Annotated in this window: 11 protein-coding genes; 6 read left to right on the forward strand and 5 right to left on the reverse strand. The window is 74.0% G+C overall.

Going from position 1 to position 13048, the window contains the following annotated elements:
- Positions 1 to 77 precede the first annotated feature (77 nt).
- The 3 genes from ACIBJE_RS19240 to ACIBJE_RS19250 are packed head-to-tail and all read left to right on the forward strand — an operon-like array spanning position 78 to position 2336.
- On the forward strand, positions 78 to 752 hold the full coding sequence (locus tag ACIBJE_RS19240) for an allophanate hydrolase subunit 1 (RefSeq protein ID WP_396750067.1): 675 nt from the start codon (positions 78 to 80) through the stop codon (positions 750 to 752).
- Positions 749 to 1597 carry a biotin-dependent carboxyltransferase family protein gene (locus ACIBJE_RS19245; RefSeq protein WP_396750069.1) on the forward strand — a complete coding sequence of 283 codons (849 nt, stop codon included), beginning with the start codon at positions 749 to 751 and terminating at the stop codon, positions 1595 to 1597. The genes ACIBJE_RS19240 and ACIBJE_RS19245 overlap by 4 nt, the downstream gene beginning before the upstream one ends.
- A complete protein-coding gene (locus ACIBJE_RS19250; protein ID WP_396750071.1) occupies positions 1581 to 2336 on the forward strand; it encodes a LamB/YcsF family protein in 756 nt (251 codons plus the stop codon). Before ACIBJE_RS19245 ends, ACIBJE_RS19250 begins: the two co-directional genes overlap by 17 nt.
- Positions 2337 to 2435: 99 nt before the next feature.
- Here the strand turns inward: ACIBJE_RS19250 and ACIBJE_RS19255 are convergent, their stop codons facing one another.
- Complete coding sequence (locus tag ACIBJE_RS19255; protein WP_396750073.1) at positions 2436 to 2873, reverse strand: VOC family protein; 438 nt, start codon at positions 2871 to 2873, stop codon at positions 2436 to 2438.
- A 1-nt stretch (position 2874) separates the two neighbouring features.
- Complete coding sequence (locus tag ACIBJE_RS19260; protein ID WP_396750075.1) at positions 2875 to 3459, reverse strand: DinB family protein; 585 nt, start codon at positions 3457 to 3459, stop codon at positions 2875 to 2877.
- Positions 3460 to 3520: 61 nt separating this feature from the next.
- On the opposite strand from ACIBJE_RS19260, the gene ACIBJE_RS19265 reads away from it, so the two are divergent.
- Positions 3521 to 4480 carry a helix-turn-helix transcriptional regulator gene (locus tag ACIBJE_RS19265; protein ID WP_396750077.1) on the forward strand — a complete coding sequence of 320 codons (960 nt, stop codon included), beginning with the start codon at positions 3521 to 3523 and terminating at the stop codon, positions 4478 to 4480.
- 304 nt (positions 4481 to 4784) lie between these two features.
- Positions 4785 to 5108 (forward strand): hypothetical protein, encoded by a 324-nt coding sequence (locus tag ACIBJE_RS19270; RefSeq protein ID WP_396750079.1) that lies wholly within the window; start codon positions 4785 to 4787, stop codon positions 5106 to 5108.
- A 72-nt stretch (positions 5109 to 5180) separates the two neighbouring features.
- Here ACIBJE_RS19270 and ACIBJE_RS19275 read toward each other — a convergent pair whose 3' ends face one another.
- Entirely contained in the window at positions 5181 to 7019 is a 1839-nt protein-coding gene (locus tag ACIBJE_RS19275) for an NHL domain-containing thioredoxin family protein (RefSeq protein ID WP_396750081.1), read from the reverse strand.
- An 899-nt stretch (positions 7020 to 7918) separates the two neighbouring features.
- Here ACIBJE_RS19275 and ACIBJE_RS19280 point away from each other — a divergent pair.
- Positions 7919 to 9484, forward strand: coding sequence for an RICIN domain-containing protein (locus tag ACIBJE_RS19280; RefSeq protein WP_396750083.1), 1566 nt, complete (start codon positions 7919 to 7921; stop codon positions 9482 to 9484).
- Between the two features lie 93 nt (positions 9485 to 9577).
- Here the strand turns inward: ACIBJE_RS19280 and ACIBJE_RS19285 are convergent, their stop codons facing one another.
- Positions 9578 to 12277, reverse strand: coding sequence for a hypothetical protein (locus ACIBJE_RS19285; protein ID WP_396750085.1), 2700 nt, complete (start codon positions 12275 to 12277; stop codon positions 9578 to 9580).
- A 343-nt stretch (positions 12278 to 12620) separates the two neighbouring features.
- The gene (locus tag ACIBJE_RS19290) at positions 12621 to 12764 is read right to left on the reverse strand and encodes a hypothetical protein (protein ID WP_170107854.1); all 144 of its coding nucleotides are present in this window, start codon (positions 12762 to 12764) and stop codon (positions 12621 to 12623) included.
- Between the last annotated feature and the right edge of the window lie 284 nt (positions 12765 to 13048).

The following is a 13048-nucleotide window of genomic DNA, read 5'->3' on the forward strand; positions in this document are numbered from 1 at the left end:
AGTTACTTCCAGGTAGTGGAGTGCGTCACCCCGCGTCGTCCGTGCGTGGTCGCCCTCGCGTCCGTCAGGATGACGGCATGCGGATCCGTCCCGTCGGCGCGCACGCGCTGCTGCTCGACTGTGCCGAAGCCGAAGCCGAAGCCGACCCTGGCTCCGGCTCCACGGGTGCGGCGCGGTCAGCGGTGGACCCCGCCGGGCAGGTCGAGGCCTGGCGGGCCGAACTCTGGCGCCGTCGGGAGGCCGGCGAACTGACCGCCGTCGAGATCGTCCCGGCCGCCACCACCGTGCTGCTCGACGGCGTACCGGACCCGACGGCCACCGCCGCCCGGATCGCCACCTGGACCCCACGGCCGGCCGCCCGTGCCGGCCGCCCCCGCACCGTCCGGGTGCCGGTCACCTATGACGGGGAGGATCTGCCCCGCGTCGCCGGCCACTGGGGCGTGGACGTGCCCGAGGTGCTCCGCCGGCTCACCGGCGCCGAGTTCCGGGTCGCCTTCTGCGGCTTCGCGCCCGGGTTCGCGTACCTCACCGGACTGCCGGCAGAGTGGGCCGTGCCCCGCCTGGACAGCCCCCGGCCCCGGGTGCCCGCCGGCTCGGTCGCCCTGGCCGGGCCGTACGCCGGGATCTACCCGACCGCCTCGCCCGGTGGGTGGCTGCTGGTCGGCCGGACCGACCTGCCCCTGTTCGACGTACGCGCCGACCCGCCCGCGACCCTCACTCCGGGCAGCCGGGTCCGGTTGGAGGCGACGTGATCGAGGTCCTCCGGGCCGGGGCGTTCACCACCGTCCAGGACCAGGGCCGACCCGGCTGGGCGCACCTCGGCGTACCCCGGTCGGGGGCCCTCGACGCGGCGGCGCTGCGCCTGGCCAACCGGCTGGTCGGCAACCCGGAGTCCGCTGCCGGCCTGGAGATCACCCTCACCGGCTGCGCGCTGCGGTTCCACCGCGCCGGGACGGTCGCGGTCACCGGCGCGGAGGCCGACGTACGGATCGACGAGCGACAGGTCGACCCGGGCCGCCCGCTGTCGCTGCCTGCCTCGGTGGTGCTGACCATCGGTCCCGCCCGCCACGGGCTGCGCAGCTACCTCGCCGTCTCCGGCGGGATCGCGGTCGAACCGGTGCTCGGCAGCCGTGCCACCGACACCCTCTCCGGCCTCGGCCCGTCCCGCGTCCGTGACGGCGACCGGCTCCCTCTCGGCCCGGTCGCCGGCCCGCCCGCACCGGTGGACTTCACCCCCACCCCGGCTCCGGTCACCGGGGTCCGGCTGACCCTGCGCCCCGGCCCCCGGCACGACTGGTTCACCCCCGCCGCCCGGCACCGGCTGCTGCACACCCCGTACCAGGTCAGTCCGGTGAGTGACCGGATCGGCGCGCGACTGGTCGGCGCGGCCCTGCCCCGCGCGGTGGCCGGCGAACTGCCCAGCGAGCCGATCGTGCTCGGGGCGGTGCAGGTGCCGGCCGACGGCCAGCCGTTGATCTTCCTCGCCGACCACCCCACCACCGGCGGGTACCCCGTCATCGGAGTGGTGGACGACGTCACCCCGCTCGCGCAGGCCCGTCCGGGGACTACCGTCAGGTTCCATGGACCTCAACGCTGACCTCGGGGAGGGCTTCGGCATCTGGCGGCTCGGTGACGACGAGGCGCTGCTGGAGCTCGTCACCTCCGCCAACGTCGCCTGCGGCTTCCACGGCGGCGACCCGTCCACCATGCGCCGCGTCTGTGCCGCCGCCGCCGAGCGGGGGGTTGCGATCGGGGCCCAGGTCGGCTACCGGGACCTCGCCGGCTTCGGCCGCCGACACATCGCGTACGCCTTCGACGAGTTGCGCGACGACATCACGTACCAGCTCGGCGCGCTGGAGGCGTTCTGCCGGCCGTACCGGACCCGGATCCGGTACCTCAAGCCGCACGGCGCGCTCTACCACGCCGCCGCCTGCCAGGAGTCGCAGGCCGCCGCCGTGGTCGCCGCGATCGGCGACTACGACCCGGAGCTACCGGTGCTCTGCCCGCCCGGTTCGGTGCTCGCTCAGCTTGGCACCGGAGCCGGACTGAGGGTGGTCGCCGAGGGCTTCGCCGATCGGGGCTACCTCGCCAACGGTGCACTGGTGCCCCGCTCCGCCCCCGGTGCCCTGGTCACCGACCCGCAGGAGATCGCCGAGCGGGCCGTCCGGATGGCCACCGAGCGGGCCGTGGCCACCGTCGACGGCAGCGTCGTCCCCTGCCCGGTCGAGTCGATCTGCCTGCACGGCGACACCCCCGGCGCGGTGCAGGCGGCAGCCCTGGTGCGCGCCGCCCTCATCGACGCCGGGGTGCCGCTCCGTCCGTTCAGCGTTACGTGACCCGGCCGGTGAGGTTTCGTGACCCGGCCGGTGAGCCGGACGGATCGCCGCGCGATGTCCTCGCGTCGTCCCCCACGGCGTCGCCCGCCGCGGCACGGCTCAGTCGAGACAGAACTCGTTGCCCTCGGGGTCGGCCATCACGATGTGACCGGTGCCGAGCGGGGGAGCGGGCTCGTGGCGCCGGATCCGGGTGGCGCCACGGGCGACCAGGCGCTCGGCCTCCGCCTCCAGCGCCGCCATCCGCGCGTCGCCCGCCAGCCCGGGGGCGGCTCGCACGTCGAGGTGCACGCGGTTCTTGGCCTGCTTGCCTTCCGGGACCCGCTGGAAGAACAGCCGCGGCCCGGAGCCCTCCGGGTCGACCAGCGCCGAGGCGTCGTTGCGGTTCTCGGGCGGCACGCCCATCGCCGCCAGCGCCTGCTCCCACGACTCGAAGCCGCCGGGCGGGCCCTGAAGGCGGTAGCCGAGGGTCTCGGCCCAGAACGTCGCCAACCCGGTCGGGTCGGCGCAGTCGAAAGTGATCTGGACGTCGCGGGCCATCTCAGCTCGCCTCCCGTCGGGTCTTCTGATCAGTGTGCAGGTAGAGGTCGCGGAGCAGGCACACCTCGGCCAGGTGGTGGATCAGTTCACGGTTGATGTGCAGCACCAGTTCCGCCAGCGGACGCCCGGCGTACGGCCCCTCCGCCTTCCCGCACGGGCGGGCGAGGCCGATCTCGCCGAGCGACTCCACCCCGGCCAGCCACGTGGCGTACTCCGTGTCGAGCTGGGTCAGCGCCTCGGCCGCGGTCGTGGCGTACCCGAACGACTGGTAGTCGGTGGACGCGCGACCGAAGTGCGCGGCGTTGCGCACCGCGAGCACGCCGACGATCACGTGCCCGAGGCGCCAGGCGATCGTCGGGAACGGTGCCGGGTCGGGCTCCGGCATCGCGAAGTCGATGGTCATCGCGCCGGATCCGCCCTGCACCGGTGCGGTGCCGGTGCCGTGTGGGCGCACGCTCCAACAGTCGGGCACCGGCTCCCAGAAGTACTCGTCGTCGGTGAGCCCGTCGAGGCGGTCACGAAGATGGTTGGTCCAGTGCCAGGCGATCTGGTCCCGGAGCAGGGGATTCCAGCTTTGGTCCGTCATGGCTCCAGCCTCCCGTAGATAGCGGACAGGATCGTTCCGCGATTCGTGCGACGATCGGCGCGTGACCGTTGAGGCAACGACCGAGCGGGTCCTGCGGTTGCTGGCCCTGTTGCAGCGGCGGCCGTCCTGGACCGCCGCCGAACTGGCTGCCGAGCTGCGGGTCACCGACCGATCGGTGCGCCGCGACGTGGAGCGACTGCGCACGCTCGGCTACCCCGTGCACGCGACGGCGGGAGTCGGCGGCGGTTACCAGCTCGGCGCGGGCACCCGGCTGCCGCCGCTGCTCCTCGACGACGAGGAGGCGATCGCGACGGCGGTCTCCCTGCGGCTGGCGACGGGAGGCACGGTTGCCGGGGCGGGCGAGGCGGCACTGCGGGCGCTCGCGAAGCTCGACCAGGTGATGCCGTCCCGGCTGCGCGCCGAGGTGCGGGCGGTGCACGGCGCCACCGAGACCCTGGTCGGCCCTGCCGTGGAGATCGACGCGGAAGTGCTGGTGACGCTCGCGCGGGCCTGCCGCGACGCCGTACGGGTGCGGTTCCGGTACGCCGGCCGCGACGGCGAGGAGCGCGAGCGCACGGTCGAGCCGGTGCGGATGGTCACCACCGGCCGCCGCTGGTACCTGATGGCCCGGGACGTCGACCGCGACGACTGGCGCACCTTCCGGCTGGACCGGATGCGCGAGGTGGTGGCGACGACCTGGCGCTTCCGACCGAGCGAGCATCCGGACCCGGTCGCCTACGTGCAGCGGTCCGTGACCGGGGCGCCGTATCGCTATCTCGCCCGGGTGCGGGTGCACGCCCGACCCGACCAGGTGCGGGAGCTGGTGCCGCCCCAGGTGGGGCGGGTCGAGGACGACCGCGACGGGTGGTGCGTGCTCGCCGTCGGCGGGGACGACCTGGACTGGCTCGCCGCGCACGTGGCCCGGCTCGGCTTCGAGGCGGAGGTGCTGGATCCTCCGGAGCTGCGGGAGGCCGCCGCCCTGCTCGCCCGCCGCCTCGCGGCGATGGCCGGGTCCGGCTGACGAGCCCGGTGCGGGCAGCCAGAGAAGTTCTTCGCTGGATTTCTGTTGTCGGCCGGCCCGCAGCGCGTCTGCCATACGACGGCCACGCGAGCTTCTCGTCATCTCGCCGGTGCGCCCCACGGGGCACCGGTCACGGCCCGTGCTGTGGGTGCTGCCTGGGCAGCGCACCCGCAGCGCGGCCACCACCTCCTGTGCGGTGGGTGCCGCCTGGGCAGCGCACCCACGCCACAGCCAGACAGCAGTCATCCGAAGAGGACTGCAACAGACAGGACATCGGCACTGGATCCGTGACTCCCGGGTCCGGATGCCCAGCACCGACAACGTGGCCTACGCCCACCTCCACAACAACTACGTGCAGAACACCGGGCAGGGAAACTACTCCCGGGGCGCGACCAGGATGGTCCTGGAGAACACGTACTTCGACAAGGTGACCGACCCGTACTACAAGGACTCCGCCGCCCAGCTGCGGGAGAGCGGCAGCATCGTGGTCAACAGCAGCGGCAGGCAGCAGACCGGCGGCTCGGCGTTCACCCCGTCGAGCTTCTACTCGTACCGGCTGGACCCGGCCTCGGAGGTGCCGAACCTGGTCCGCACCCACGCCGGACCGCAGGCCACCATCGGTCTCTGACCAGCGTCAGGGGGTGGTCCGCCCGACCCGGGGCGGGCCACCCCGCGTGGGAGTACCGCGAGACGGCAGGGCCTACGCGTCCAGCCCGCGCAGCACCAGCGGGAGGCGGGCCGGAGCGTCGTCGACCACCCGTACCGGCACACCCCAGTCCTGCCGGGTCAGGTGGCACGCCCCGTGCTCGTCGTGCACGTCGCAGGTGGCCGCCTGGGCGGTCACCTGGAGCACACCGGCGCGGACGGTCGGGTCCACCACCAGCCGGCGGGACAGTTCGGTGCCGGTGCCCGCGCCCTCCCGCAGCAGCTCCGGCGGGGAGGCCGAGACCACCAGCCGGGTCGACGGGCCGAAGCTCTCGTCCAGCTTCTGGCCGGGCGGGGGCGTGAAGATCACGTCCAGGGTCACCTCGCCGGAGGCGATGTCGGTGGGCGGGCGCTCGGTCCGGTGCCGGGGGCCCGCCACCGTGCTCGCCCCGACCGCCGAGAGCGCACCCGGTGCGAGCCGGGTCAGCCGGTGCGCGGCCGACTCGACCACCAGGACGTCACCGGCCGGGGTCAGCACCACGTCGCTCGGTTCGGCCAGCCCGTCGGCGACCGTCGACACCATCCGGGTCGCCGGGTCGAAGCGCCGCACCGCCCCGTTGTACGTGTCGGCGACCAGCACCGAGCCGTCGGGCAGCGCGCACACGCCGAGCGGGTGCTGGAGCAGTGCCTCGTCGGCCGGACCGTCGACGTGCCCGAAGTCGAAGAGCCCCTGCCCGACCGCCGTACCCAGGACGTCGTTCTCGACGTAGCGGAGGGCGCTGGTCTCGCTGTCGGCCACCCAGAGGCGCCGGCCGTCGGCCGAGACGGAGAGCCCGGAGGGCTGCGCCATCCACGCCTCGGCCACCGGAGCGTCCCGCAGCGCCTCGACCGTGGTGCCCGCGTACATGCCGGCGGTCCGCTTGATCGGGTCGAACCACCAGAGCTGGTGGATGCCGGCCATCGCGACCACGATCCGGCCCTCGTACCAGGCGAGGTCCCAGGGGGAGGAGAGGTCGACGGAGCGGGCGTCGTGCGCGTGGTCGTCGACCGTGGAACGCCACTGCCGGCCGGTGCCGGCCACGGTGACCACCTCACCGGTGTCGCGGCGTACGCCGCGCAGCAGGTGGTTGACGGTGTCCGCGACGACCAGGTCGTACCCGGAGACCTCGGCGACGTGCGTGGGCAGCAGGCAGAGGCCCTGGGGTTCGGAGAAGGTGGCGGTGCCGGCCGGGCCGTCCGCGCTGCCCCGGGCGCCGGTGCCGATCCGGCGGACGACCGTCTCGCCGTCGGGGGCCAGCTCCACCAGCGAGTGCCGGGCCGAGTCCGAGACCAGCAGGTTCCCACCGTCGAGCACCACGGCCTTGCCGGGGAAGCGCAGGGTGGTCTCCGGTTCCGCCGGCGGCACGTACGGCCCGTCGCCCCGGTGCAGCGTCCCCTTGGCCTCGTGTACGGCGACCAACTCGTCGATCAGTCGGGCCAGCCCTTCGGCGTGACCCTCGCCGGCCATGGTGGCGACCACGTACCCCTCGGGATCGACGACCGACAGGGTCGGCCACGCCTTCGCCGCGTACTGCTGCCACATGTCCAGTTCGGGATCGTCCAGGACCGGGTGATGCACCCCGTACCGCTCGACCGCCGCCGCGAGGGCGTCCGGGTCCTTCTCGTGCTCGAACTTCGGCGAGTGCACGCCGACGACGACCAGCACGTCGCCGTACTTCTCCTCCAGCGGGCGCAGCTCGTCCAGCACATGGAGGCAGTTGATACAGCAGAAGGTCCAGAAATCCAGCAGAAGAATGCGGCCCCGGAGGTCCCGCAGGGTCAGGTTCCGTCCGCCGGTGTTCAGCCACTGGCGGCCCCGTAGTTCGGGTGCGCGGACCCGGGGCGACGTCGACATACCGCAACCCTGCCACGCCGGCACCGGGAACGGCCGCAGGGGCCGGGAATGGTAACGATGGCAACGGACGTGAACTGCGGCTGCCCGGGACGCCCGGACCCGCCCCGGGCGTGTTCGGGTCGCGCGGCCGGAGCGGGCGGTCTTCCGGCCCTGGTCGGTCGCGCCGGCGGCGGGGTGGGCGAGCCCAGCGGACGAAACGGTCCAAACAGGTTCTCGTCGCGGGGCCGATTGGGTGGTGCCGCCGCCACGGCCATGCCGAGGTCGACCATCCTCTGCCGACCCGACCGCCCGGCGTGCGGCGGCTGGCGTCGTGAAGGGCCCGCGTCGGAGCGGTGCTGGAACTCTCTCCACCTCTTCAGCCTTCATTGACGCTAGTGAACGTGATCGACTCGGCATGCGGCATGTCGGGGTGTTCGCAATCGGCGATACTCCGAGATGCCGCAATCCGAATCGATCAAGGCGACGTTACGAAGCCTCGGCCGGGTGCCGAGGTGCGGCAGGGCAAGGGGTGGCTCGTCGAACGTAGGGTTCGCCAGCGACGGCGCCTGGCCGGTTCTGCAGTGCGGGAAACCCGTTGCGGCCTGCCGACGCGGGCTGCTGCCAGCGGCGACGACGGCGGTTCTGCCGCACGGTTGTGTCGAGTGGAACGCTGGCACTGTCACCCGAGGTGTCGTTGTGGGGCATGTCTCGAAGCGGCGGCGTCGCGGTCGTATATCGACTAGCATCGACGCGCTGACAATCCTGTGGAGGTTACCCGCAGGATTTTTCGCGATGACTCCGATCACTGTCGGCCCTCATTGTGGAGGATCCGTCAGTGCCTGTCGGGGGCCACGGGGAGAGGACGCCGGATGAGACAGGCAAGAAGGTACGGACGCCTCGCGGGGGTGCTTGCGGCGGCGATGACGGTGACTGTCGGGCTGGCGGTCGCACCGACCGCGCCCGCCGCCGCCATCCCCGGTGGAACGGCGGCGGCACCGCCCCTCCAGTGCGTCGACAACGGCACCAGCGGCCATCGGGTGCAGGTGCTCTACGCGTACGAACCCGGCAGCAGCCGGTTCGCCGAGCGCGAGCCGGCGATCCGTACGGCGGCCTGGGTGGCGCAGCAGAACGTCAACGACAGCGCCAAGCGTGACGGCGCGCAGCGGTGGATCCGGTTCCTGACCGGCAGCACCGGGTGCCACCTCACCATCGACCAGGTGCAGGTGCCAGCGGGCACCGACGCCGCGGACAACCTGATCCCCCACCTCCGGTCGGTGGGGTACGACGCCGACAACCGGAACTATCTCATCCTGTTCGAGAACCACCGGGTGAACTGCGCCGGCGCGAGTTCGGAGCCGATCACGAACCCGAGCGCGCCGGGCACCGGCAACCAGCGCAACAGCGTGACGTCCTGGGTCGCCTTCCAGCCCTCCTGCTTCACCGGGCACACGATGACCCACGAGTTGACCCACGCCCTGGGTGGCGTCCAGGCGGACGCTCCGCACTTCGACGGCGGCGGGCACTGCACCGACGGCAACGAGACGCTCTGCCAGAGCGACAGCCCCACGGTGTGCACCGACCCGCTCGCCGTACGGCTGCTCGACTGTGGCCGGGACGACTACTTCGCGGTCAACCCGCAGGGCAGCTACCTGCCGACGCACTGGAACGCCGCGACCGACAGCCTGTATCTCCAGGCGGGCACCTCGGTGTCGCCGATGACCACGATCCCGGCCCTACCTCCGCAGGTGCTGCGGGCCACCGACGTGGAGGGCACCTCACTGGTGCTCAGCTACCTGCCGAGCATGAAGCCGGTCGGCTCCGGTCACACCGTCGATCACCAGGTGCTGCGCAACGGCACGGTGGTGGCTACGGTCCCCGGCTGGCGTACCTCGGTACGGCTGACCGGCCTGGCCACGAACACCACGGCCACCTACACCGTCCGGCAGCGGGTCACCCACGGTGGTGTCACCCGTACGTCGGTCGACTCGCAGCCGTTGAGCGTGACCACCAACAGCAGCACGGCGGCGGCCGGTGCGGCCGAGAACGGTGCCACGATGATCTTCGCCAACGACGTGGTGGACGGCTCGGGTGCCAACCTCGCCCTCGACGTGCTCGGCTTCAGCGAGGCCGAGAACGCCACCGTCATCCAGTGGCCGCAGAACGGCGAGGCCAACCAGCAGTGGAAGATGGCCTCGGCGACCGGTGGCACCTACACCCTGACCAACAACCACAGTCTGAAGTGCCTCACCCCGTTGGGTGGCGCGACCACCGCAGGCACTCCGGTCGTGCAGGCGAGCTGTTCCGGCGCCGCCGCGCAGCGGTGGACCTTCACCGCGTTGACCGGGCTGACCTACCACATCAAGACCGCGTCCGGCCTGTGCGTCCGGGCGGCGGGGGCGTCCACCGGCGCGCTCGTCGCGCTCGAGCTGGCGACCTGCTCCACGACCGAACCGACCCAGCGCTGGACGACCAACCGGACCGCCTGACGGCCGGATCCACCGACCGGAGGTCCATCGGCAGGTGGAAAAGGAACGTGCGGCGGACCCGGGGGTCCGCCGCACGTCGCCGTCGTTCGGTCGTCAGCCGGCCGGTCCCAGGCAGAGCACCCGGGTGGGGGAGCTGCCGGGCAGTTCCACGCGCGGCTGGGTCGCGTCGGTGCACTTGGCCTTGTCGTCGACCCTTGAGACGATCTTGAACGCGTCCTGGTCGCCGCAGTCGGCGGCCACCGCCCCGTCGCCGGCCTGCTTGACGCAGGAACCGACGGCCGGGTTGAAGGCGGGTTCGTCCGAGCCGCCGAGCTTGCCGAGCGCCCAGAGTGCGCCGAGCGGCACGACCAGGATGAGCACGGCTGCGGTGAGCACCGCCATCAGCACGCGTCCGTTGCGGACCTTCGGGGTCGGCGGCTCGGCCGGCTTGCTCTCGGTCGCCTCCGGCTTGAAGGCGTCGAACCGCCCCTGGTCGCCCTGGGGCGAGTCGCCCAGGTCCCAGAGCGGACGGTCCGGCTGGTCGCCCGGGGCCGGGAAGGCCGCCGGGAAGCCCCGGGTGGCGTCCGGCGAGCCGTGACCCGGGTCGTGGTGACCCATGGCGCCGGGACTGACCGGTGCCGCCGCCCCGCCGTACCGGTCACCGGGCCGGGCCGGCTCACCGTGCGGCTTCGTGCCGTTGACCGGGCGCTGGTTGGTCATCGGGTCGTTGAACGTGGGCATGTTGGGCGGGAAGGGGGGCAGCGCCGGCTGCGGAACCTGCGCGGACGCGGCGGCGGCCGGCGCGTCCCCGAACCCGGGCCGGTCGTGCTGCTGGTCGTGCTCGTCGAACCGGGAGCCGGGCGGGGCGTCGAACCGCCCCGGGCCGTCGAAGCGGTCGCCCGGTCCGCCGTCGAAACGGTCTCCTGGCCCGCCGTCGAAGCGGTTACCCGGTCCGCTGTCGAAGCGCTCGCCGTGGCCGGCGTCGAAGCGGTCCCCGGGCCCACCGTCGAAGCGGGGGTTCTGGCCGGCGTCGAAGCGCGGGTTGGCGGCACCGTCGAAGCGACCGGGGCCACCGTCGAACCGGGACTCGGGCTCGCTGTCGAACCGGCCACCGGCGTCGCCGTCCGGGCCGAAGCGGTGGGGCTCCGGCTGGCCGCCGTGTTCGGCCTGGTCCGGACCGTCGGCGGGCCGGGTCGGCCGGCCGTAGACCCGGGGCTGCGGGGCCGGCATGGGAGGCTGTTGCAGGGCCTGGTCGGCCGGGGGCATCACCCGGTTGGAGACCGGCACGGAGGCGCTGGCCGAGACGCTGCCACCGGCGTCGCCCCCGATGGACTCGGGTGAGGTACGCGGGTGCGGAATGGCCTGCGGGCCGGCCTGGGCGGCCTCGGCCCCCCAGCCGTCGCCGGGCTGTGCGTCGTATCCGCTGTCGCGCCCGGCCTGCTCGCCGTACGGCGGCTGGTCGGCGGGCGGAGCGAACGGTGCCGGCTGCGCGTAGTCGGCCGGGGGCGACGCGGCCAGGCTGGCACCGGGAACCCGCGCCTCCTGGGGAGGCAGCGGTACGGCGTTCGCGGGCGAGATGCCCGGCCCCGGGGCCGGCTGGTAAGCCGGCGGGTTCTCGGCGCGGGACGGCTCCCAGCCCGGTCCGGTGGGCTCGGCCGGGGCCGGGGCCGGGGCCGGATCCGATCCGGCCTTGCCCCACACCTCGTCGGCCGACCACGGCTCACCCTCCGGGACGACCGGACGGGCGGGGACGGCGTCGTCACCGGGCCGAGGACCTCCGGCACCCCAGGCCGGGACGTCGGCGCGGCCCACCGAGGCGGTGGCGCGGGCCGGCGGCACGGGCGGCTCGGCCGGAGGCCACGCCTCGGCCGGTCGGGGCTGGTCGCCGGGCGTGTCCCACCCGGACTGCGGCGGCTCGGTCTGCGGCGGCGCGGACGCGGCGCCCCAGGCGGCCGTCGGCGGCTGCTCGTCGGCGGAGCTCCACGGCTGGGACTGCTGGCCGCCCGGCTGCTCGCCGGGTGCCGCGCCCCAGGCATCCGGCTGCGGGTCGCCCGGTGGGCGGACGGATGCCGCGCCCCGGGCCACCGGAGCATGCTCGCCCTGCTGCGGACCGGGGGCCCGGCCCCAGTCGCTCGGCTGCGGCTGGTCGCCCGGTGCGCCCCAGGCGGCGGGCTGTTCGTTCTGCTGGCCCCAGTTTCCCGGCTGCGGCAGGGTGCCCTGCGGGCTCCAGGCGGCGGCTGGCGGCTGGTCGCCGGCCGGCTCCCAGGGCGCGGGCTGCTGCGGGCCCCGGGCGGGCGGCTGCTCGCCGGGTGCCGGCCACGACTGCTGCGGGGCGCCCGGTCCGGGCCAGTTCTGCGGAGCGGACTCGCCCTGCGCGCCCCAGCCGGGCTGGGCCCCACCCTGCTGCGGGGACTCGCCCCGAGGTGGCGTCTGCGGCACGGCGGCGGCGGCCCACGCGGTGGTCGGCTGCTGCTGGTCGGCCTGGGGGTTCCAGGCGCCCGGCTGCGGCTGCCCGGCCGGGCCACCCCACGGCTGCTGACCCGGTCCGGCCGGCGGCCCCCACGGGTCGGGCTGGGATTCGCCGGGTGCCTTCCAGCCCACGGTGGGGGGCGCCTCACCGGGCGCGCTCCACGCCGGGGCGGGGGAGTTCGGTCGCGCGGCCGGTGGTGGCGGTGCCCAGCCCAGGTCGGGGGCGGCTGTGCCATACCCGTTCTCCTGCTGCGCTGACCGGTCGCCGTACGGCGCCGATCCACCGGCGCCCGGCGACACCTGATCCGGCTCCTGGCCGGGGTGGTGCGGGCCCTCGGACGTCATGGCTGCGCCTCCTCCATCACATGTCGGCCGCCGACGCCGATCGGGTGCCGTCGGCTTGCTCGCCGGCATAGCCGGCTGGCCGGCCGTGCCGCGCTCCCCCGCACCGTATCCGGTGGCCGCCCGTGGCACTCGGGGAGCACCGGCCGTCACTCCGCGTCGCCGTGTGGTGTCGAGCGGTTTCTATCCGCCTGACGTCCTCCGGCAGGGGCGGGAACGACCGTGCCCCACCGTACCGGGCGCTCGTACGAGGGCGGAATCCCGGTGCCGAAGGGTCTGAAAGCCGACGACCCGCCCGGGGTCCGGGCGGGTCGTCGATGGGGAGGAGACGAGAAAGTCGTGGCCGTCAGCGCATGGTCATGTGACGCTGGGCGATGGCGAGGATCTCGTCGCGGACCGCAGGCGAGTTGGCGGAACGCAGCGCGTGCTCGATGGCACGGGCGCGGCGGTTGGCGTCGCGGCGGTTGCGGATTCGCTCGATCATGCTCATGGGTCTCTCCTCCTGGCTATTCGGTTGTCAGCCCGTCGTGCCTCCATTGAAGCGCATATCCGAGCCGGATTCCAACGAATCCAAGGTGAGGTGGGACACCAGCCGAACGATCGAAGGTTGACGGCGGGTTGAGCCGAGGTTTCTTGCGTCCATACGGTGACGGCCGGGGGGGGGGGGGGGGACCCCCCCCCCCCCCCCCCGGGGGGCCGGGGGGGGGGGGGGGGGCCGCGCCCCCCCCCCCCCCCCCCCGGGCGGGCCCCCCCCCCCAGACCCCCCCACAAAAA

The organism is Micromonospora sp. NPDC050187 (assembly GCF_044459745.1).
GTDB lineage: Bacteria > Actinomycetota > Actinomycetes > Mycobacteriales > Micromonosporaceae > Micromonospora.